The following is a 20,317-nucleotide window of genomic DNA, read 5'->3' on the forward strand; positions in this document are numbered from 1 at the left end:
ACCCGTGAGTGGCGAACGGCTGAATCCCGTGCGCATTGCCGGGTTTCCCCCCACCCGTGAGACTGGAGGTGTCGGATGTGCCGCACCTGTCCGGCGGTGCCGGGCGGCCGCAGCCCTCGGGAGGCGAGGCTCATGTTCGTGCGCACGGTGTACGCGACCGGCGATCCGGCCCTGCTCGGCACGGCCCTACGGTCCCTGAACAGCGAGGGACGGGACCTGCTGGAGGAACGCCCCGGATACCGGGGGGCGAGTGTGTTCGCGGACCGGGTCCTCGGCAAGATCTTCACCGCGAGCTGGTGGGAGACCGAGGAGGCGCGCCGCAACAGCGACGAGGTGATGCGCGAGCGGCGCGCGGGACTCCTGGAGCCCTTCGCGGGAACGGTCGCGGTCGCCGCCTACGAGGCCGCGGTGGTCCACCACCTCGCACATCCCCTCCAGGGCGGCGGACTGCGTGTCACCCGGCTGGAGTTCGACCCCCCGGACGGTGACCTGGTCATCGACACGTTCCGGTCGACGGTGGTGCCCCGGGCCGAATCCCTCCCGGGGCTGGCCAGGATCTCGCTGCTGATCGACCGCGTGGCGGGCCGGGGCGTCGCCGGCGCCCTGTTCACCGACCGTACCTGCCTGGCCGCCTCGCGCGCGGCCATGGCCGGCGCGCGCCACGCGGCCACGGCGAAGGCGCACGTGGACGTGGTCGGCCTGGAGGAGTTCGAGGTGGTGTACGCGGACGCGCGCCTGGACTGAGCGCAAGGACGGCGCAGGGACGGACCCGGACCCGGACACGGCCGTGTGCACTGCGGTCCGGTGCCGGCCCGGTCCGTGGGAATCCGGGAGATCAGGCCATGTCGAAGGCGGCCGGGTCGGGGCCCAGACGCCGGTCCTCGTCGAGGGCGCTGATCGCCGCGAGGTCCTCGTCGTCCAGGCTGAAGTCGAACACCTCGATGTTCTCCTTGATCCGGGACGGCGTCACCGACTTCGGGATGACGATGTTGCCGAGCTGCACGTGCCAGCGCAGCACGACCTGGGCCGGGGTGCGGTCGTGCTTCCGCGCGATCGCCACCACCGCCGGCACCTCCAGCAGGCCCTTGCCCTGGCCGAGCGGCGACCACGCCTCGGTGGCGATGCCCCGCTCCGCGTGGAACTCGCGGACGGCCTGCTGCTGGAGATGCGGGTGCAGCTCGATCTGGTTGACCGCCGGGACGACGGAGGTCTCGGAGGTCAGCCGGCGCAGGTGCTCGGGCAGGAAGTTGGAGACGCCGATGGCGCGAACCCGGCCGTCCGCGTGCAGCTTCTCGAACGCCTTGTACGTGTCGATGTACTTGTCCCGGGAGGGCAGCGGCCAGTGGATCAGGTACAGGTCGACGTAGTCGAGACCCAGCTTCTCCAGCGACGCGTCGAAGGCGCGCAGCGTGGAGTCGTACCCCTGGTCGCTGTTCCAGAGCTTGGTGGTGACGAAGACGTCCTCACGGGGCAGGCCGGAGGCGGCGATGGCCTTGCCGGTGCCCTCTTCGTTGCCGTAGATCGCCGCGGTGTCGATACTGCGGTACCCGGCCTCGAGCGCCGTGGCGACGGCCCGCTCGGCCTCGTCGTCCGGCACCTGCCAGACGCCGAAACCCAGCTGGGGCATCTCGACGCCGTTGTTGAGGATGATCGGGGGGACCTTGCTGCTCACGAGCCTCTTGATCCTTCGTTTGTCGACAGGTGGTACTGACATGCTCAACGATCACGGGCTGCCATGCATTCCTGACCACGCGATCCGATCCCCTCCATGTCCCACGTCACACCCGCAACGGCTCCTCACGCCTGGTACAGCGCCTCGACCTCGCGTTCGTACGCCTTCTCGATCGCCTTGCGCTTCAGCTTCAGCGACGGCGTCAGCAGGCCGTGCTCCTCGGTGAACGGCTGGGCGAGTATGCGGAAGGTGCGGATCGACTCGGCCTGGGACACCAGGGTGTTCGCGGCGACCACCGCCCGCCGCACCTCGGCCTCCAGGTCCGCGTCGCGCACCAGCTCGGCCGGGGCCGGTCTCGGCTTGTTGCGCATCTGGAGCCAGTGGGCGACCGCCTCCTGGTCGAGCGTGACCAGGGCGGCGATGTACGGGCGGTCGTTGCCGACGACGATGCACTGGCTGACCAGCGGGTGGTCGCGGACCCGTTCCTCCAGCTCGCCCGGGGAGACGCTCTTGCCGCCGGAGGTCACCAGGATCTCCTTCTTGCGGCCGGTGATGGTCAGATAGCCGTCCGCGTCCAGGGAACCCAGATCCCCGGTGGCCAGCCAGCCGTCGTGCAGGGTCTCGTCGGTGGCCTTCTGGTTGTTGAGGTAGCCCTGGAAGACGTTGCCGCCGTGCAGCCAGATCTCCCCGTCGTCGGCGATGTGCACGGTGACGCCCGGGACGGCCTGTCCGACGGTGCCGTAGCGGGTGCGCTCGGGCGGGTTGGCGGTCGCCGCGGCCGTCGACTCGGTCAGGCCGTAGCCCTCGTAGATCTGCACGCCCGCGCCCGCGAAGAACAGTCCCAGCCGGCGGTCCATCGCCGATCCGCCGGACATCGCGTTGCGCAGCCGGCCGCCCATCGCGGCACGGATCTTCGCGTACACCAGCTTGTCGTACAGCTGGTGCTGCATCCGCAGCCCAGCCGACGGGCCGGGTCCGGTGCCCCAGGCCTTGGCCTCGACGGCCTCCGCGTAGTGGACGGCGATGTCGACGGCCTTGTCGAACGCCCCGGCCCGGCCGTCCTTCTCGGCCTTGCGGCGAGCGGAGCCGAACACCTTCTCGAAGATGTAGGGAACCGCGAGGATGAACGTCGGACGGAACGCGGCCAGGTCGGGGAGCAGGGCGGCGGCGTTCAGCTGCGGCTGGTGCCCGAAGCGGACCCGGCCGCGGATCGCGGCGACCTCCACCATGCGCCCGAAGACGTGCGCCAGCGGCAGGAACAGCAGCGTGGACGCCTCGTCGCCCTTCTTCGAGTGGAACACCGGCTCCCACCGCCGGATGACGGTGTCCGCCTCGAACATGAAGTTGCCGTGCGAGAGGACACAGCCCTTGGGCCGGCCGGTGGTGCCCGAGGTGTAGATGACCGTGGCGACCGAGTCCGGGGTGACGGCCTGCCGGTGCCGGTGCACGACCTCGTCCTCCAGGTGCGCCCCGGCGTCGTACAGCTCCTGCACGCAGCCGGCGTCCAGCTGCCACAGTTCGCGCAGCCGGGGCAGGCGGCCGATGACCGTGGCGATGGTCATGGCGTGGTCCTCGTGCTCGACGACCGCCGCGGAGACCTCGGCGTCGTGCAGCATCCAGAAGCACTGCTCGGCCGAGGACGTCGGATAGACGGGCACCACCTGGGCGCCGATCGTCCACAGGGCGAAGTCGAACAGGGTCCACTCGTAGCGGGTGCGGGACATGATGGCCACACGGTCGCCGAAACGGACCCCGCGGGCGAGGAGGCCCTTGGCGAGCGCCATGACCTCGTCGCGGAACCCGGCGGCGGTCACGTCCCGCCACTGCCCGGAGGCGTCCTTGCGGCCGAGGGCGATGTGCAGCGGGTCGGTCACCGCGTGCTCGAAGACGACATCCGCCAGGCCGCCGACCGGCACCGGCGTCTCCAGCGGCGGGTTGGTGAACTCGCGCAACCTCGCTCCCTGTGTCTCGCGCCTCAGTGACGTTGGCCGGCACACCGCCGTCAGGCCGTGAAAGCTACCCCAACCGTCCGGCATGCGGGAGGGGTACGGAAACGTAGCAAACCTCATGTTCTCCCCGGCCGGGGGCCGCGAAATGCCCGCACATGGGTAGGGGCCGGACACAATACTGACGGGTCAGTAAGTTTCGGTACCGTAATCTCCACCGAATCTGTACCGGCCGATTACGGCCCCCCGAGCGCCCGGACGACTCGGCGGCCTGGTCCTCAGCGGCCCGGAGCCGGGCTTGGGCGGCCGGGGGCGGGTCGAGTGGCCGGGGCGGGCCGGGGGCGGCGGGCTGGGGTCGGGCGGCCCGGGGACCCGCGGCCCGTGACCGTCCCGCGTCGGGCGTGCGTCCGGGGGCCGGCCCCCACCCGGTGTCCGCTCCGCGCCCTGGCACCCTGCCCCCTGCCGCTACCACCGCCTGCGCGCGGAGGGCGTCCTGCCGGTCGCCGCTCCGCGGGACGCCGTACGCCTCGGCCAGGACCACCGACGGCCGCGCCACCTGCCCGGAGCTCCCGCGCGCCACCGCCCGTTCCGGCGTCCGCGGTCAATCGCCCGCCACCGGCCGTTCCGGGTCCGCGGTCGAACGCCGCCCGTCCGCGCTGATCGCCGCCGGCGGTGTACGCCGGCATCGGGAACGACGCGGAGTCCCGCCCGGCCCCTCGTCACCCGCTCCGTCGCCGCAGTCGCTCCCCGCCCGCCAGGACCGCCGCCGCCAGGGCGTCAGCGGCGCCCTCCGTCCCGCTCGGGCGGCTGCCGTGGACGAGGACGAAGTCCACCTTTCCCAGTTCGGGCAGGCCGGAGCGTTCGGGCAGCCGGAACAGGCCGGGCGGGATCAGCCGGCGGGAGTGGGCCATCACACCGAGGCCGGCCCGGGCCGCGGCGATGAGCCCGTTGAGGCTGCCGCTGGTGCACACGATCCGCCACTGCCGGCCCTGCCGCTCCAGCACCTCCAGCGCCCGGGCCCGGGTGAGGCCGGGCGGCGGGTACACGATCAGCGGGACCGGCCGGTCGGGGTCCAGGCGCAGCCGTTCGGCACTGATCCACACCAGGTCGTCGCGCCAGACCAGCGTGCCGCGGGAATCCTCCGGCCGCCGCTTGGCCAGCACCAGGTCCAGCTTCCCGGCGGCCAGTCGCTCGTGCAGGGTGCCCGAGAGCTCCACCGTCAGCTCCAGGTCGACCTCCGGATGGTCGTAACGGAAGGCCTCCAGGATCTCGGGCAGCCGGGTCAGGACGAAGTCCTCCGAGGCGCCGAAGCGCAGCCGGCCACGCACGCGCGTGCCGGTGAAGAACGCGGTCGCCTGCTCGTGCACGGCCAGGATCCGGCGGGCGAACCCCAGCATCGCCTCGCCGTCCTCGGTCAGCTCCACCGCATGCGTGTCCCGCGAGAACAGCTGCCGGCCGGCCGCGTCCTCCAGCCGGCGGACATGCTGGCTGACCGTGGACTGGCGCAGTCCCAGCCGCCGGGCCGCCTGGGTGAAGCTCAGTGTCTGGGCGACCGCCAGGAAGGTGCGCAGCTGCGTCGGTTCGTACACACCCCGAGCCTAGTCCCGGTCATCGCCGATCATGATGACTGTCAGCACGGTGTACGGGTTTCCCGATCGACCGCAGGCGGGGCACGATGGTGCAGGGGCCTGCGGGCCCGGGACCGGACGACACACGCACAGCACACCGGAGCACTGTGAAACGCCTGCGCTGGCCGGCTTGGATGCCGATCGACCCGTACATCGTGCTGCTGCTCGCGACGGTGGGCCTCGCCGCGCTGTTCCCGGCCGTCGGCACCGGCGCGGACGTCGCCTCGGGAGCCTCGACGGCCGCGATCGCCTTCCTGTTCTTCCTCTACGGCGTCCGGCTGTCCACCCGGGAGGCGCTGGCCGGACTCACCCACTGGCGGTTCCACCTCACCGTCCTGATCTGCACCTTCGTCGTGTTCCCGGTGTTCGGGCTCGCCGCGCGCGGGCTCGTGCCGGCCGTGCTGACCCAGCCGCTCTACCAGGGCCTGCTGTTCCTGACGCTGGTGCCGTCCACGATCCAGTCGTCGATCGCGTTCACCTCGATGGCCCGCGGCAACGTGCCCGCGGCGATCTGCGCCGGCTCCTTCTCCTCCCTCGCCGGCATCGTGCTCACCCCGCTGCTCGTGGCGGGACTGCTCGGCGGCGAGGCCGGTTTCTCCGCGGACTCGCTGATGAAGATCGTGGGGCAGCTGCTGGTGCCGTTCCTCGCCGGGCAACTGCTGCGGCGCTGGATCGGGGACTTCGTCGCCCGGCACAAGAGGGTGCTCGGGCTCGTCGACCGCGGCTCCATCCTGCTGGTCGTGTACACGGCTTTCAGCGAGGGCGTGAACCAGGGTGTCTGGCACCAGGTCAGCGCCGTGCGGCTGGCCGGCCTGCTGGCCGTCGAGGCCGTCCTGCTGGCCGTGATGCTGGCCCTGACCTGGTACGGCGGCCGGGCGCTCGGTTTCGGCCGGGAGGACCGGATCGCCCTCCAGTTCGCCGGGTCCAAGAAGTCCCTCGCCTCGGGACTGCCCATGGCGAGCGTCCTGTTCGGCGCCCACGCCTCCCTGGCCGTGCTGCCGCTGATGCTGTTCCACCAGATGCAGCTGATGGTGTGCGCCGTCATCGCCAAACGCCGGGCCCGCGATCCGCGGCCGGCCGCGGACCCGGCCGGGGTGTCAGCCGCGCACGTCGTCCAGGGGCAGCCACAGGACCGTGTCCCGCGCTGACCGCAGCACCCGCGGATCCGCCAGTTCCGCGTCGGTCAGCGCCCGGTCCCAGACGCGCACCTCGTCCAGCGCGCCGGTGAAGAAGGCGCGGCCGTCCATGCGCTGACCGAGGTGGACGCCGAAGGGCGAGTTACGGCTGACGGAGCCCGGTGGGCCGGCGACGTCCGACCGGGCGCCGTCCACCGACAGCGACAGCCTGCCGGCGCCCCGGCGCAGCACGGCGTGGTGCCACTGGCCGTCGTTGTACGCGGTGTCCGTGCGCACGTACGCGGTCTGCGGCGTACCGGCACCGTCGCGCACGGTGACCAGCCCCTGGAGGCGGTGGCTCGCCGGCTCGCCGCGCACCCACACCTGCGGCTGACCGGTGCCGATGCCGCCCATCCACAGCATCGGCTGCTCCCCGGCCGCCGCCGTGTACCGGAACCACAGCGACGCCGTGAAGTCCTTCTCTCCCAGAGGCAGTTCCGGGCGGTACGGCAGGCGCACGGCGTCGTCGGTGCCGTCGAACTCCAGCGCGCCCCCGGACACCCCGTCCGTCTCCTCCGCGCCGCCGAGCACCGCGGCCGGGCGGGCGCGGTGGGCGCGGTCGGCGGTGACGGGGTCGGGACCGCGGCGCGGTGCGAGCCAGTCCTCGGTGAAGCGGGCGAAACGGATCTCGTCCCGCGCGTCCACCGCGCCGCCCTCGTACAGCAGGCCGACCGTGCCGTGGTCGACGCGCACCAGGTCGGAGTAGCCGGACCAGTCCGTGGTGACCACGGTGCCGCGGTCCACCGTGTCCCAGGTCCGGCCGCCGTCGTAGGAGGAGCGGATCATCATCGTGCGGCGCCGGTCGGGGTCGGCGGGGCAGGCGAGCAGCAGGCGGCCGCCCAGGCGCAGCAGCGAACCCTGCACCTGCGGGGTGTACAGGCCGGGCAGGGCGCGGAACGGCGCGGTGAAGCTGCTCCCGCCGTCGCGGCTGACGGCCTGCGTGCGGTGGCCGAGGTCGGTGCCGTCCTGCTCCCGGCCGCTGACCAGCACCGAACCGTCCCCGCGCTCGGCGAGCGTCAGTTCGGAGGGCTTCTGCCGGAAGGTCCCGTCGGCGGCGACGGGCCAGGCGTCGGTCGCGCCGATCCGCCAGTGCTCCCCGTGGTCGTCGCTGACGATCAGCGCCGCGTGGTTGGCGCTCACCCTGCCGCCGTCCCACGTCTCGGCGTTGACCCCGAACACCAGGCGACCCGCGTACCGGCCGCGGGTGAACTGGATGCCGTGCACGGGCCCGGTCGCGTACCAGGAGTTCCAGTCGGCGGGCAGGATCTCCGGGCTCAGGTCACGCGCCGGCGACCACGTCCGGCCGGTGTCGTCGCTGTACCGCAGACGGGGGGTGCGATCGCACGGCACCGAGCAACCGGCGCTGTCCGTACGGCCCGTGTTGTACGTCTCCGCCAGCCAGACGCGCCCGGTCGAACGGTCCACGACCGGCGCGGGGTTGCCGTGGGTGTCGCCGGCCCCCTCGTCGACCACCTGCAACGGGCCCCAGGTGCGCCCGCCGTCGGTGGACCGCTTGAGCACGATGTCGATGTCGGCCGCGTCCCCGCAGTTGAGGACCCGGCCCTCGGCGAACGCCAGCAGTGTGCCGTCGGCCGCCCGCACGACCGCCGGGATGCGGAAGCAGGCGTACCCCGGGTCCTGGGAGGCTCTGAACAGCACCTGCTGCTCGAACCACGGGGAACCGCCGGCCGGCCGGGCCTGCGCCGGGTGGGCCTGTGCCGGGTGAGCGGGGAGGAGCGGCGTCAGCAGCGCGCCCGTGGTGAGGACGGCGGTGGCCAGTGCGGATCTGAGACGGGCGCGAAGACCTGACGGCACGGAGCGACCTGCCCTTCCTCGGCCGGACAACTGGACACCCGGACATCCCACGTCCAACCTGCGCCCTGTCAACGGTAGTTGGGGGCGCGGCGCCTCACAAGAAGCGTGTGGGCACTTACGGGCGCAGGACGACCTTGCCGAGGTTGGCCCGGGTGGTGATCACCTCGTGCGCCTTCGCCGCGTCCTCCAGGGCGAACTCCCCGTGCACGGCGGGCCGCACGGCGCCCTCCGTGTACAGCCGCCACAGCTCCAGCCGCCAACGCTCGTAGAGCTCGGGCCGGTTGCGGGCGATCAGCGCCATCTGGAAGCCGATCACCGACTTGGCACCCACCAGCAGGTCGTACGCCCGGACGGTGCCGCCGCCCGAGCTGTACGCGACCAGGCGGCCGTGCGGGGCGAGCGCGGCGAGGGCGGGGGTCAGCAGGTCACCGCCCACGGCGTCCAGTACGCAGTCGACGGGTTCGCCCCATCCGCCGTCCCCGTACCGGACGCAGTCGTCCGCGCCCAGTGACCGGACGAACGCCGCCTTCCCCGGACCGGACACCGCCCCCACCACCCGGGCCGCGCCCCGCGCCCGTGCCAGTTGCACCGCGAGGTGCCCGACCCCGCTCGCCGCCGCCGTCACGAGGACGGACTCCCCGGGCGCGAGCCGGGCAGCCTCCAGGGCCCCGAGCGCCACCAGGCCGCCGCGCACCAGCGCGACCGCCGTGACCGCGTCCGCGCCGTCCGGCACCGGCGAGGTCATGTCCTCGCGCAGGACGGCGAATTCGGCGTACCCGTACCCGAAGCACAGACCGGTCACCCGGTCACCGGGCCGGAACCGGGTCACGTCCCGGCCGGAGGCGACCACCTCGCCGGCGATCTCCCCGCCCAGCGCGATCGGCTCCGCGGCCTCGGCGACCTTGCGGACCACCGGCAGGGTGACACCGACGGCCGCGCAGCGCACCAGCAGCTCCCCGGGGCCGGGCTCGGGCACGGGGACCTCCTCCAGGAACAGGGGGCCGCCGGCGGACTCGTACCGGACGCGACGCATCGCACCTCCATGGCCGGGTACGCCCGGCGAGATCGTTGGGAACACCCATGGAATCGTGGGACGCCCCGACGATAGGGAAATCTCGTTGGGATGTCCAATGATTCTTCGGTTAGGCTTCCGGCATGGCCGAAGCACCCCTGCCCGCGATCCGCTCCCTCCCCAGCTGGCTGCTCGGCCGGGCCGCCGCGCGGGGCCGCGCCCTGGTCGCCGAGGCCCTCGCCGCCGAGGGCCTGCGGATGTGGCACCACGTCGTGCTCTCCGCCGTCCGCGATCTCGCCCCCGTCGCCCAGGCCGACCTCGGCCGCGCCGTGAGCCTCGATCCCAAGGACGTCGTCGGCATCCTGAACGACCTCCAGTCCTGCGGCCTGGTCGACCGCGCCCCCGACCCCCGCGACCGGCGCAAGAACGCCGTCAGCCTCACCGAGGACGGCGGGCGTCTCCTCGTACGCTGCGAAAAGGCGGCCCGCGAGGCCAACGACGCCCTGCTCGCGCCGCTGACGGCCGCCGAACGCGAGCAGTTCACGGGCCTGCTGGTCCGGATCTCCGGCACGGACGGCTGACGGCGGCACGGCCGCACGACGGCACGGCGGCAGACGGCACCGGGGCGCCCGCGAATGTCGGCGCCCGCGAATGTCGGCGCCCGCGAATGTCGGCGCCCGCGAAAAGAGGCGCCGGCGAGCGCCGGCCGGCCGGTCCGCCCACCGGGAGCATGGTCAGCCCTGGGTGGCGGCCTCGGTCTCCTGGCTCTCCCGCTCCCGCCTCTCCCGCAGGACGACGCGCTCCTCGCCCGCGTACACGTTCATCGAGCTGCCCCGCAGGAAGCCGATCAGCGTCAGACCGGTCTCCGCCGCCAGGTCCACCGCCAGCGAGGACGGCGCCGACACCGCCGCCAGCACCGGGATGCCCGCCATCACCGCCTTCTGCGCCAGCTCGAACGAGGCCCGGCCCGACACCATGAGGATCGTCCGGGACAGCGGCAGCCCACCGTGCTGGAGCGCCCGGCCGACCAGCTTGTCGACCGCGTTGTGCCGGCCCACGTCCTCCCGGGTGTCCAGCAGCTCGCCGTCCTCGCCGAACAGGGCAGCCGCGTGCAGCCCACCGGTCCGGTCGAACACGCGCTGGGCCGCGCGCAGCCGGTCGGGAAGGCCCGCGAGCAGCTCGGGCGTGACCCGTAGCGGGGGAGTGTCGGCGATCGGCCAGCGGGTCGCCGTACGGACCGCGTCCAGGCTGGCCTTGCCGCACAGCCCGCAGGAGGACGAGGTGTAGACGTTCCGCTCGAGACTGAAGTCCGGGAGCGTGACGCCCGGCGCGGTCCGCACGTCGACCACGTTGTAGGTGTTCGCACCGCCGTCCCCGGTGGCCCCCGCGCAGTAGACGATGTTCTGGAGGTCGGCTGCCGTGGCCAGGACGCCCTCGCTCACCAGGAACCCCGCCGCCAGCGCGAAGTCGTCGCCCGGGGTGCGCATGGTGATGGCGAGCGGCTTGCCGTTCAGCCGGATCTCCAGCGGCTCCTCGGCGACCAGCGTGTCCGGCCGGGCGGACACCGCCCCGTCCCGGATGCGGAGGACCCTGCGTCGTTCCGTGACTCGTCCCATGTTCTGATCAGCCCCGGGTTCGGTACGTGGTGGCCGGAACGGCCCTGGATGCAGCCGTGGGTCACCGGGCCGTCGTACGGCGAGGCGACCTTCACCGTCTCATTGTCCTGCACCCGGACGCCGGGCGTGCGGCCGCTTCCGGCACCCCGGTACCCCGCGGGCGGGCCGGGGTACCGGCGAGAATGCTGCCGCCAGGGCGCCCGCGGTGGGTGACCGTGCGGACCATGGGCAACTCGCGGGCCTACCCGTCTTCCGTTCCACCGCCAGAACGGTCGCGCACCGGCAGGCCAGGCGCCTCGCGGACCTCACGAGGAAGTGGGGCGACCCCGGCCCGCGCCGCCGCGCTGACCGCGCACATCGGCGGTACGGTGCTCGGCGAGGCGCGGACCGGACGGTGAGGCGCCGCTCGCGCGCACGTCCGGCGCCATGGCCCGGGGCGTACGACCGAGGGTCCGACCGGGGCGTACGGCCGAGGGTCTGACCGGAGCCCGCGGCCGAGGGTCCGACCGGAGCCCGCGACCGAGGCTCTGACCGGAGCCGACAATCCCGACACCCGATTCCTGTGGCTTCACCTGCCGTCGTACCCGTGAGTCACTGCTCAGACTGAAGGATCCCGCTACCCGGCAACGAGGGGATCTTCTGCATGAACGGCTCGCGCATCGCCGCCATCGGTCACTACCAGCCCGCCAAGGTGCTCACCAACGACGATCTGGCAGGCATGGTCGACACCGGTGACGAGTGGATCCGCAGCCGGGTGGGCATCCGCACCCGGCACATCGCCGGTCCCGACGAACCCGTCGACGAACTCGCGGCGCACGCCGCCGCCAAGGCGCTCGCCGCGGCCGGCCTGGCGCCGCACGACATCGACCTGGTCCTCGTCGCCACCTCCACCGCGATCGACCGCTCCCCGAACACCGCCGCCCGCGTCGCGGCCCGGCTCGGCATCCCGCGGCCCGCCGCGATGGACGTGAACGTGGTGTGCGCCGGGTTCACCCACGCGCTGGCCACCGCCGACCACACCGTCCGGGCCGACGCGGCCACCCGCGCCCTGGTCGTCGGCGCCGACAAGATGTCCGACGTCACCGACTGGACCGACCGGAGCACCTGCGTCCTCGTCGGTGACGGCGCCGGGGCCGCCGTGGTCGAGGCCTGCCGGCCGGGGGAGGAGCCCGGGATCGGGCCCGTGCTGTGGGGATCGGTGCCGGAGATGGGGCACGCCGTCCGCATCGAGGGCACGCCGCCGCGGTTCGCCCAGGAGGGGCAGAGCGTCTACCGCTGGGCCACCACCCGCCTGCCGGCCATCGCCCGCCAGGCCTGCGAGAAGGCCGGCATGGCACCCGCGGACCTCGCCGGGGTCGTCCTTCACCAGGCCAACCTGCGGATCATCGAGCCGCTGGCCGCGAAGATCGGCGCCGTCAACGCGGTGGTCGCCCGCGATGTCACCGAGTCCGGGAACACGTCGGCCGCCAGCATCCCGCTCGCCCTCTCCAAGCTGGTCGAACAGGGAGCGCTCCGCACCGGCGACCCGGTGCTGCTGTTCGGCTTCGGCGGCAACCTGTCGTACGCCGGGCAGGTCGTGCGCTGCCCGTGAGACCCCGGAGCCCGGGCTCCCGCCGTCAGTCTCACCTGCCGTACAGATGATCTCGCACTCGGTGCACCGCCGCCGATCCACCGGCTCCCCGGCTGCCCCGGACACGGCCCGGCGTGCGGATACGCAGGTGAAACGCACTCCGAAACCTTGGTATTGTTGTCCATGTCGCCGCGGGGAACACCCACGTGGCGGCAGACACCTGGTCCGGGTGGCGGAATGGCAGACGCGCTAGCTTGAGGTGCTAGTGCCCTTTATCGGGCGTGGGGGTTCAAGTCCCCCCTCGGACACCAGCAGAGACCCCAGTTCATCTGGGGTTTTTCTGTTTCTCAGGCTGTGGCGTGACCAACCACGTGACCAACAGCCTGGAGACTTCCCAGGTCAGACCAGGGATGACAGGCCGAGTCGGCCCGCACCGGAGGCGGCCAGTCGGCGCGCTCCGTCCTTACGAGAGTGGCCGTAGCGGGCCATGGTGTAGCCCGGCGAGTGGTGCCGGACGTTGGCGGAGACCTCTACGGGGTTCTCTCCGGCCTCCAAGCCGTTCGTGACCTTGCTGTGCCTCCAGTCGTGGATACGGAACTCCTCGGGGAGCTTCAGCCGCGTTCGCAGGGTCCGCCAGCGGGCGGAAACCTTATCCGGATCCTGGGGGCCTCCGGCCTCGCCCCGATAGAGCTTGAAGCCGTCGCGAGCGAACACAAGGTCATGATCGACCCAGGCGGAGCCGAGACGTGCGCGCTCAGCGTCCTGCCGCTCCTTCTGCCACTTCAGAACGTTCATGACGCTCTGGTCCACGTAGATCAGCGCGTTGTCGTCACCATCCTTGGTCAGGTTCCGGAGACGGTAGGTGTTGCCCTCTTCGACCACGACCCAGCCGAGTTCGATGGCTCCCTCTTCCCAGTGGACGAGAGACCACTTCATCCCCAGTGCCTCACTGCGCCGCACGCCGGTAGCGGCGTAGACGGTCCACAGTAGAGCGTCCCGGAGACAGTGATGGGTCAGGCCGCCGTCACAGGCCCGGTTCCCGCAGGGCTCCCATACGGTTGCCAGGAAGCGGGCCGTCTGGCCGTCGTCCACGGTGGGGTACTTCTGTTCCTGTGCCCGTATCTCTCGCGCCGTGGGCGGGTGAGCCGATGCCGCCGGGTTGGCGGGGATGAGCTTGGGCACAGCAGCCCCGAGAGCACCCGACAGAATGTTGTGTATGTGCCGAACACTCTTCGCCCTGAGCGGCTTGTCCTTGTTGGTCGGGCACGGAGCGCTCTCCAAGAGCCGGTACAGATCATCAAGTGTGTCGTCGGTGACTTCGCACAGCTTCACGCTGCCGATGTGCGGCTTGATGTGCAGACCGATCTTCGTCCCGTACCCGGCCACGGTCGTTCCCTCCTTCCTGAGATTCGACAGCCACTTGTCGAGCCAGTCACCCAGCTTCATGTCAGAGCGGGCCGCGATCTTGCCCGCCTCGTAGTTGCTGTGCCATTCCCGCAGCGCCTTCTCTGCTGCGGTCTTGGTCGGGAATTCCCGACCGATCCAGTAACGGATCTTCTTGCCCTGCGCCTTGTCGAAGTGGAGCGGGGTGCGTACACCCCAGGTGTTCGGTCTGCCCTTGCGCGGGATCTCCACCGGAGTCCCCCCGAGACCGTTACCGCGCTCCGCCACGTGAGTGCGATTCCTTCCTAGTCGTTGCCCATGAGGTGATCGGTGATCTTGTCGAGGTATTCGCCTGTCGTGATCTCCCTTGCCTTGGCGGTGAGCTGTCCCCCGGGCTTGCCGGGCACGGTGGTCAGCAGGTCCCGCTTCCGGGCCTCTTTGAGGTGGCCTCGGATCGTCTCGGGACGCTTGTGGGTTAGTTCGGCCAGGTGCGCCGTGACGTCGTCATCGAGGTGCCGACCGAGCTGTTCGAGCACCTGACCAAGGACGGACTCCCCACAGGCGAGATCAAGAAGTACAACGACCCGATCCAGATCGTCACTGAACAGGGGACCTGCGTCCTTCAAGGCCCGGAAATGCACGACGCTGAAGCCCTGAACCAGATGCGCATGCCCGACTATGAGACCTGCATCGAGGTCCGCAAGTCCTCGATCACGGCCCTCTTGGAGGAAGACAGTGGACCTGATCAGCCCCGCGCAGCGTGACGAGCTGTTCAACCAGTTCGAGCGTGATGCCTTCCATCTGGAGCTGCGAGACGACTACGGGTCTCCCATCGAGGACACGCCGTACGCCCGATGGAAGCGTGGCGAACCCGACGACTACTCATGGCTCGACGACTGGACGACGTTGATGAAGCGCGTCACGGGTGAGGGCAAGACGGTCCGTCGCGTTCGCGTGGTCACAGAGCCCCACAGCCAGTACGTCACTTGGGAGCACTCGCTCACCCACCTCAACATCGAGATGGGCGAGGACATCCGATGGCTTCCGAGGCACCGGCTGCCGGAAGGAGTTGCCTTCCCCCTAAGAGGGAACGACTGGTGGCTGTATGACGACCGCCTTCTTGCCGTGGGGCACTTCGATTCTGAAGGCCGAGTTCTCGGGTCAGAGATCGTGGAGGACCCTGACACCGTGGCCGAGTGCATCCGTCTGCGAGACCTGCTCTGGGCCATCGCCATCCCTCACGCCGAGTACAAGCCCTGACCCATCAGTGAGCAACCAAGCACAAGAAGCACGAGAGGCGTTGGGTGCCCGGCTTCGCGGGTTCCGCAAGGTTGCGGGCTTCGTGAGCGGCCGGGCATTCAGGCTGGCCACGGTGCCCTATCTCAACGCATGTGCCTTGGTCGACTCGGGAACCTTCGCGTACGGCACCCCGCGGGAAGTGGCCGGCGCACTGGCGAATACGCCCGAGTGGGCGTGGACGAAGTGGTCCTCAACTGCGCAGGTGTAGGTCTCGCGCATGGCTGGAATGCGGCCCTGGAGGACCTGGCGGAACTCTCGGCCGAAATGCGTGCGGTCCGTTCGGGCGTGATCGCATAGAGGCTAGGCTCACCGTGTCGAGAGGTGACGCGAAAGGAAATGGCGATGACCGAGGAAGTGCAACGCTGGCTGAAAGGGAACGCCTTGCCATTGAAAGGCCTGCACCCCGAGGCCTCGGACCCGGGCTACGGTGACCTGGAGCCACTGCGCAAGGTTCTGCGCGACGTGCGTGTTCTGGGGATGGGGGAAGCGACGCACGGGACAGCCGAGTTCTTCCGCCTCAAACACCTGTTACTGCGCTTCCTCGTCGAGGAGATGGGGTTCACCGCTCTGGCCATGGAGGCCAGCGCCTCCGCTGCCCAGGCGGTCGACGACTACGTGCTGCACGGAACCGGTGATGCCGTCGACGCAGTGGCCGGCCTCGGCTTCTGGACGTGGCGGACCCGGGAAATGCTCGACGTCGTCGAGTGGATGCGCGACCACAACCGAACGGTTCCCAAGGACCGGGCCGTGCGTTTTGTGGGCATCGACCCCCAGCGATGCGGCCCCTCCCTGGCGGCGCTGGGCGCCGTGCTGCGCACGCTGGCTCCAGAACGGGCGGACATCACCGGCGGCGTGCTCGGCGCACTGGCGGAGGCCAGGACGAGATCACTGGTGGCCCAGCGCCCACAGCTCCTTGCCGAGGCACGTGACCTGGAGCGATTCCTCCAGGAAGAGCGTCCGCGGCTTACCTCGCACATCGGGGACACGGCCGTCGATCAGGCACTCAGGCATGCGCGCCTGATCGTGGCCGCGGCCGACGTGGCCTCCCGGCCGCCGCGCGGAGACGGTGAGGAGACGGGCGCGCTGGCCGCCCGGGACCGCCACATGGCCCAGGCAGTGGTCTCCCTGGAGGAGGGGACTGCCGGCAAGGTGGCCGTCTGGGCTCACAACGGCCATGTCTGCACCGACAGTTACGCGCGAGACATCCCCGCCATGGGCCATCACCTCAGGGATCACTACGGTGAGAGGTACTACGCCCTGGGCCTGCTGTTCGGCGAGGGCGCCTTCCGCGCCCGTCCCGGAAACTCCGCGACACGACCGCCCAGGAAGCACACCATCAGCGCGGCGGGTCCGCGCTCCGTCGAGGCCCAGCTGGCCTCGGTCACCTCCGAGGACCACCTGATCGATCTCCGCGCCGGCCGGACCGAGCCCGCCGTTGCCGAGTGGCTGGAGAGCCAGCAGTTCATGAGGTCCTTCGGTGCTGGCGTGCCACGCGTGACGTACCGCTTCTCGATGACTCAGACGGTGCTCATGCGTGAGTACGACGGATTGGCGTACGTGGCCCGCTCGACGCCCTCGGTGCTACTGAGCTGAGACCCAACACAGCTGTCCGGACCGCAGCCCACATTGATAGCCGTGACGGGGCACAGCAACTCCTACGTGACGGTCTTGCCGCGAGGCAGGGGACAGCCGTTGATGCCGGGCCGAAGTGTGCTGGTACGTCAGTGTCGCAGTGGGTCGACGGTGGATCGCGTTGTTCGGCTGGCCCTCGCGCTTGTAGTCCGGAATCGCGGTAGGAGTGCCAGACGTACTCGTGGACGGTCATCGGCGTGGCCGCGGCGGGGCACCGCTGGGCCTATCTACGCAGAAGGACAGTTTGCACCCTGCATTTAACCATCCTGTCTGGCGTGGCAACTCGCTTGCCGCCGAAGCAGTCACATGAATGCCACGGAGTCGTCCTTGTTGCAGGCAATCTCAATCGCCACGGCGTCGTGCGGTTGTTGACCATGACGCAGTCGCCCAGCTTGCGAATCCGGTTTGCCGCGCGCATCAGGCAATCGACTTCAAAGACGGGCCGCAGACCTTGCGGACCTGCCAGGTCCAGCGCCGACAAGCGTTCCAGGACCACGCCAGGCCCCCGATGCGCCGAAGCACCATTGAATTCGCGATAATGAACGGAATGCTAGGCCAGGGAGGCGGACGGGTCGCAGTAGCGGGCCGGGCCTCAGCGCGGCTCGGTCTCCTTCAACTTTTCCTCAGGGGCGGGCTGCGCCGGGATGACCAGAGCAAGCTGCTCCCAGTCCGTCTCCTCCGGCTCGGGAGCCGTCTCGACGCCCGGGGCCGCCCCCGTGTCCGGGTCGGCGTCGGCGACGGAGTCGTGGGCGTCGCCGACGTCCCCGTCGTCCTCGTTCTGGGTCGGCAGCACGTACTCCTGGGCGAGTCCTGCCAGGTGTAGGGGCAGGGGCAGGCTCAGTGCGTCGGGCAGGTCGGGGGCCTGCCGGAGCTGGTGCGCGGCGAGCGCGAGCGCCTCAGGAAGGTCGCCGTCGCCGGGGTGGCACCCCAGAACGGCGATCTCCACCAGCCCGGGGTTCCACGCGGCCTTGTCCGTGTCGATGGTCACCTTGCCCTTGGCGTTGACGCGGGGTGCCAGCTTGTCGGCGGCCACCGACAGTTTGAACGTGCGGGCCTTGGGTGTGGTGGACCAGAAGACGCGGGCCTCGTCGGGGTCCGCAGTCGGGTCCGTCCACAGGTGGGCGGCCAAGCCGTTGGGACCGTCAGGGTTCACCCCCCACCACTGGGCGGTCTCCCGATTGCGCGCCGTACGCACCCGCACCAGCCGCAGGTCCGGATCCAGGCGGCGCGAGGGGGCGTGGCCGTCGCGGAACTTGTCCGCCACGACGGTGCCGTCCTGCAGCCACGTCCAGTGCGAGCGCATGTTCTGCCCGTGGGCCAGCAGCATGGTCGGCGTACCGCGCAGCGTGCGGCGCACCCGCTGAAGCCACTCCTCGGTCTCCCGACGCTGCTGAGCCATGTCCGCCCACCAGGACGGCCTGGTCACCGGGGCCTCACCGTCGCGCGGCGCGGGGACGAGGTCCCTGGGTACCTCGCACTGCCTGGTCAGCTTCAGCAGCATCACCGGGTACGGCACCCAGGCACGCGCCTCGTCGTCCCAGCCCTCCACCCGGGCCAGCCCCTCACCGGAGGGCTCCGGCGTGACCAGCACGGCGACGGGCACATGCCCTGCCCACCGGGTGCGGCTGCGCCGGTTCTTGCGCACCATCCACACCGCCGCGTACCGCAGGCCGCCGGGCAGGCGCTCACCGAGGCTGTGCTCGGGATGGACCCGCACACCCAGCTGCCGCAGTCCGTCGTCCCAGGCCTTCGCCGCGCGGAACTCCTTATTCTTCTCGCTGTTGTAGCCTTGGGCCTTCTTCGGCACGGCCATGAACTGGGTGAGCACGCCGGCGTCCGCGCAGCCCAGCCGCAGCGCGAACTTCGCGTCGTGAGCGGAGGACGAGAAGTCCTTGGCCCGATCGATTTCCGCCAGGGCGAGCGTAGGCGCAGGCGAGCAGACGCCCTCCTCGGCAAGGAAGGCCGTCATCTCCCGGCGGCGGTCGCGGATCGCCGTGGTGACCGCGGCCCGGGAGTGCCGGGTCCCCTCCGGCAGGGCGAGGTCCCGGCCGAGGGAGCGGGAGAGCCTGCGGCAGCGCAGGCGCACGGTGAGCTCGGGGGACTCCCACTGAAGGACCACCGTCCCGTCGTAGGCCTCCTCGGTAGCCGGTGCGCCGCCGTCGCCTTTGAGATCGAGGTGTGTGACGAGCGCGTTGACCGCGGTGTCCCGCATCACCGGGGTCTGCCACAGCAACCGCGCTTCCAGTGTGGGAAGTTCGCCCGGGGCGAGGTCCTGGGGCAGGTGGTGCAGCGCAAACGCCGTGCCGCGCCGACGGGCCTGAGCGCGCCTGCGCTCCTCCTCGGCCTTCGCCGGTTCCTTGGGGGGCTCCTGGCGGGGGTTGCCGGGCGTGCTGCCCGACAGGTGGGTGCGGACCAGCGCGGGCACCGGCTCCAGCTGCTCCGGAAGTGCCTGCAGGGCCCATGCCACGATCCTCGAGCGCTGGTCGGTCATCAGGCCGGCTCCGACCTCGTGCGTCCCCATGGCCGTGCTGTAGAGGACGGCGGCGCGCATGTCGTCCGCGAGCCAGCCGGCCGGGTCGGTGAGGAGGGCGTCTGCGTCCGGGAACGACTCCGTGAGGGACATGTTCCGCAGCATCCCGGCGGGCCCGCCCCCGACCCAGTCGTGCCCACCGCGGCTCCAGGCGAGCCGCGCCACGGCGAACCGGTCGCTCGTCGGCGCTCCGCGCAACCACGGTACCCGCGGGCGCAGCAGCACCGTGGTGCGGCGGCCGAACGGCAGGTACAACCGCCCCGTCCTGGCACTTACTCGGGTCGCGTACCGGCGGATGTGACTGTGCACATGGAAGCGGGGCAGCGGGTCGAACGGCACCGTCTGCAACGTGATGTTCAGAACGACGGAGAACCACTCGGAACCCCGGCTGCCCTCGAACTCCACCGCCTGCGAGACGAGTTCGGCGCCCCGGTCCATCGGGCCGCGCGGCATCGCCCGGAAACGGAGCCGCCCGCCCCCGAAGTCGTAGGGCTCCAGGGCGAGGATCCGCCGGGCCAGCCAGTCGGTGGACAACTGGAACTGGCGCGGCTCCGGCGCGGCCGTGCCACCGTCGGTGGGCCGCTTCTGACGCAGCAGCTCGATCGGTACTCCTTCCTGCCACCGGGGCGGGTTCTCCAGCAGCACCGAGCGGGTTTCGGACAGCAGCGAACGGAACTCGGGCTCCGGCCGCAGGTCCTTCAGCCAGGTGGCGAGAAGCCCCCTGAACGCCGCGTCGGGCAGCGGATCGGGCACGTCCTCGGGGGCGTACAGCCAGAAGTCCCGGCCCTCCCCGCGGTGGCGGTTGGGGCGGGGCCGCACCAGGACGTCGGGGGCGAGCGCCTGCACGACCTGGTCCATACGGAACGTGGGCACCGTCTCCAGCGGCTTGTCACGGCCCGCGTTGCACAGGCCCAGCAGCGCCCCGGTCCACTCCTCGGGAAATGGCAGCGCGCGGTACCTCTCGACCACCGAGGCGTCCGAGGAGACGGGACGTGCGGCGGCGGTGCGGATGGAGTCGTAAGGGCGAGCCATGGGCCGG

The 20,317-nt window shown here is 71.1% G+C and carries 16 protein-coding genes and 1 tRNA gene; 8 read left to right on the forward strand and 9 right to left on the reverse strand.

Translation table 11 applies throughout. From position 1 onward, the window contains the following. Nucleotides 1-132: 132 nt before the first annotated feature. Nucleotides 133-744 carry a hypothetical protein gene (locus ACGFT1_RS07930; protein WP_373908152.1) on the forward strand — a complete coding sequence of 204 codons (612 nt, stop codon included), beginning with the start codon at nucleotides 133-135 and terminating at the stop codon, nucleotides 742-744. Between the two features lie 91 nt (nucleotides 745-835). Here ACGFT1_RS07930 and ACGFT1_RS07935 read toward each other — a convergent pair whose 3' ends face one another. The 3 genes from ACGFT1_RS07935 to ACGFT1_RS07945 all read right to left on the reverse strand — a co-directional run bounded on the left by ACGFT1_RS07935 (nucleotide 836) and on the right by ACGFT1_RS07945 (nucleotide 5,207). Next, nucleotides 836-1,672: an aldo/keto reductase gene (locus ACGFT1_RS07935; RefSeq protein ID WP_373908153.1), complete on the reverse strand. Its 837-nt coding sequence runs from the start codon at nucleotides 1,670-1,672 to the stop codon at nucleotides 836-838. Nucleotides 1,673-1,797: 125 nt separating this feature from the next. Next, complete coding sequence (locus ACGFT1_RS07940) at nucleotides 1,798-3,624, reverse strand: long-chain fatty acid--CoA ligase (RefSeq protein ID WP_373908154.1); 1,827 nt, start codon at nucleotides 3,622-3,624, stop codon at nucleotides 1,798-1,800. A 713-nt stretch (nucleotides 3,625-4,337) separates the two neighbouring features. Continuing rightward, a complete protein-coding gene (locus ACGFT1_RS07945) occupies nucleotides 4,338-5,207 on the reverse strand; it encodes a LysR substrate-binding domain-containing protein (protein WP_373908155.1) in 870 nt (289 codons plus the stop codon). 173 nt (nucleotides 5,208-5,380) lie between these two features. Between ACGFT1_RS07945 and ACGFT1_RS07950 the strand changes: the two genes are divergently transcribed. After that, nucleotides 5,381-6,394 (forward strand): bile acid:sodium symporter family protein, encoded by a 1,014-nt coding sequence (locus ACGFT1_RS07950; RefSeq protein ID WP_373908156.1) that lies wholly within the window; start codon nucleotides 5,381-5,383, stop codon nucleotides 6,392-6,394. Here ACGFT1_RS07950 and ACGFT1_RS07955 read toward each other — a convergent pair. Beyond that, on the reverse strand, nucleotides 6,344-8,236 hold the full coding sequence (locus ACGFT1_RS07955) for an exo-alpha-sialidase (protein ID WP_373908157.1): 1,893 nt from the start codon (nucleotides 8,234-8,236) through the stop codon (nucleotides 6,344-6,346). The two genes, ACGFT1_RS07950 and ACGFT1_RS07955, sit on opposite strands and share 51 nt — an antisense overlap. A 115-nt stretch (nucleotides 8,237-8,351) precedes the next feature. Next, on the reverse strand, nucleotides 8,352-9,269 hold the full coding sequence (locus ACGFT1_RS07960) for a zinc-binding alcohol dehydrogenase family protein (RefSeq protein ID WP_373908158.1): 918 nt from the start codon (nucleotides 9,267-9,269) through the stop codon (nucleotides 8,352-8,354). A 122-nt stretch (nucleotides 9,270-9,391) separates the two neighbouring features. On the opposite strand from ACGFT1_RS07960, the gene ACGFT1_RS07965 reads away from it, so the two are divergent. Continuing rightward, on the forward strand, nucleotides 9,392-9,829 hold the full coding sequence (locus ACGFT1_RS07965) for a MarR family winged helix-turn-helix transcriptional regulator (RefSeq protein ID WP_373908159.1): 438 nt from the start codon (nucleotides 9,392-9,394) through the stop codon (nucleotides 9,827-9,829). Between the two features lie 153 nt (nucleotides 9,830-9,982). On the opposite strand, the gene fdhD is transcribed toward ACGFT1_RS07965, so the two are convergent. Next, a complete protein-coding gene (gene fdhD, locus ACGFT1_RS07970; protein ID WP_373908160.1) occupies nucleotides 9,983-10,864 on the reverse strand; it encodes a formate dehydrogenase accessory sulfurtransferase FdhD in 882 nt (293 codons plus the stop codon). Nucleotides 10,865-11,507: 643 nt separating this feature from the next. Here fdhD and ACGFT1_RS07975 point away from each other — a divergent pair. Next, complete coding sequence (locus tag ACGFT1_RS07975) at nucleotides 11,508-12,455, forward strand: beta-ketoacyl-ACP synthase III (RefSeq protein ID WP_373908161.1); 948 nt, start codon at nucleotides 11,508-11,510, stop codon at nucleotides 12,453-12,455. 202 nt (nucleotides 12,456-12,657) lie between these two features. Further along, nucleotides 12,658-12,745 (forward strand) — tRNA-Leu (locus tag ACGFT1_RS07980). An 88-nt stretch (nucleotides 12,746-12,833) separates the two neighbouring features. On the opposite strand, the gene ACGFT1_RS07985 is transcribed toward ACGFT1_RS07980, so the two are convergent. Both ACGFT1_RS07985 and ACGFT1_RS07990 read right to left on the reverse strand, forming a co-directional pair. Then, nucleotides 12,834-14,105, reverse strand: coding sequence for a tyrosine-type recombinase/integrase (locus ACGFT1_RS07985; protein ID WP_373908162.1), 1,272 nt, complete (start codon nucleotides 14,103-14,105; stop codon nucleotides 12,834-12,836). Between the two features lie 17 nt (nucleotides 14,106-14,122). Next, complete coding sequence (locus ACGFT1_RS07990; RefSeq protein WP_373908163.1) at nucleotides 14,123-14,353, reverse strand: hypothetical protein; 231 nt, start codon at nucleotides 14,351-14,353, stop codon at nucleotides 14,123-14,125. Here ACGFT1_RS07990 and ACGFT1_RS07995 point away from each other — a divergent pair. The 3 genes from ACGFT1_RS07995 (at nucleotide 14,330) to ACGFT1_RS08005 (ending at nucleotide 16,709) form a co-directional block, all read left to right on the forward strand. Next, nucleotides 14,330-14,581: a hypothetical protein gene (locus ACGFT1_RS07995; RefSeq protein WP_373908164.1), complete on the forward strand. Its 252-nt coding sequence runs from the start codon at nucleotides 14,330-14,332 to the stop codon at nucleotides 14,579-14,581. The two genes, ACGFT1_RS07990 and ACGFT1_RS07995, sit on opposite strands and share 24 nt — an antisense overlap. Next, on the forward strand, nucleotides 14,553-15,077 hold the full coding sequence (locus ACGFT1_RS08000; protein WP_373908165.1) for a DUF6879 family protein: 525 nt from the start codon (nucleotides 14,553-14,555) through the stop codon (nucleotides 15,075-15,077). Before ACGFT1_RS07995 ends, ACGFT1_RS08000 begins: the two co-directional genes overlap by 29 nt. Before the next feature lie 381 nt (nucleotides 15,078-15,458). Next, a complete protein-coding gene (locus ACGFT1_RS08005) occupies nucleotides 15,459-16,709 on the forward strand; it encodes an erythromycin esterase family protein (RefSeq protein ID WP_373908166.1) in 1,251 nt (416 codons plus the stop codon). A 631-nt stretch (nucleotides 16,710-17,340) separates the two neighbouring features. On the opposite strand, the gene ACGFT1_RS08010 is transcribed toward ACGFT1_RS08005, so the two are convergent. Beyond that, complete coding sequence (locus ACGFT1_RS08010; RefSeq protein WP_373908167.1) at nucleotides 17,341-20,310, reverse strand: pPIWI_RE module domain-containing protein; 2,970 nt, start codon at nucleotides 20,308-20,310, stop codon at nucleotides 17,341-17,343. Between the last annotated feature and the right edge of the window lie 7 nt (nucleotides 20,311-20,317).

It is taken from the genome of Streptomyces sp. Y20 (assembly GCF_043195475.1).
In the GTDB taxonomy this organism is placed as follows: Bacteria; Actinomycetota; Actinomycetes; order Streptomycetales; family Streptomycetaceae; genus Streptomyces.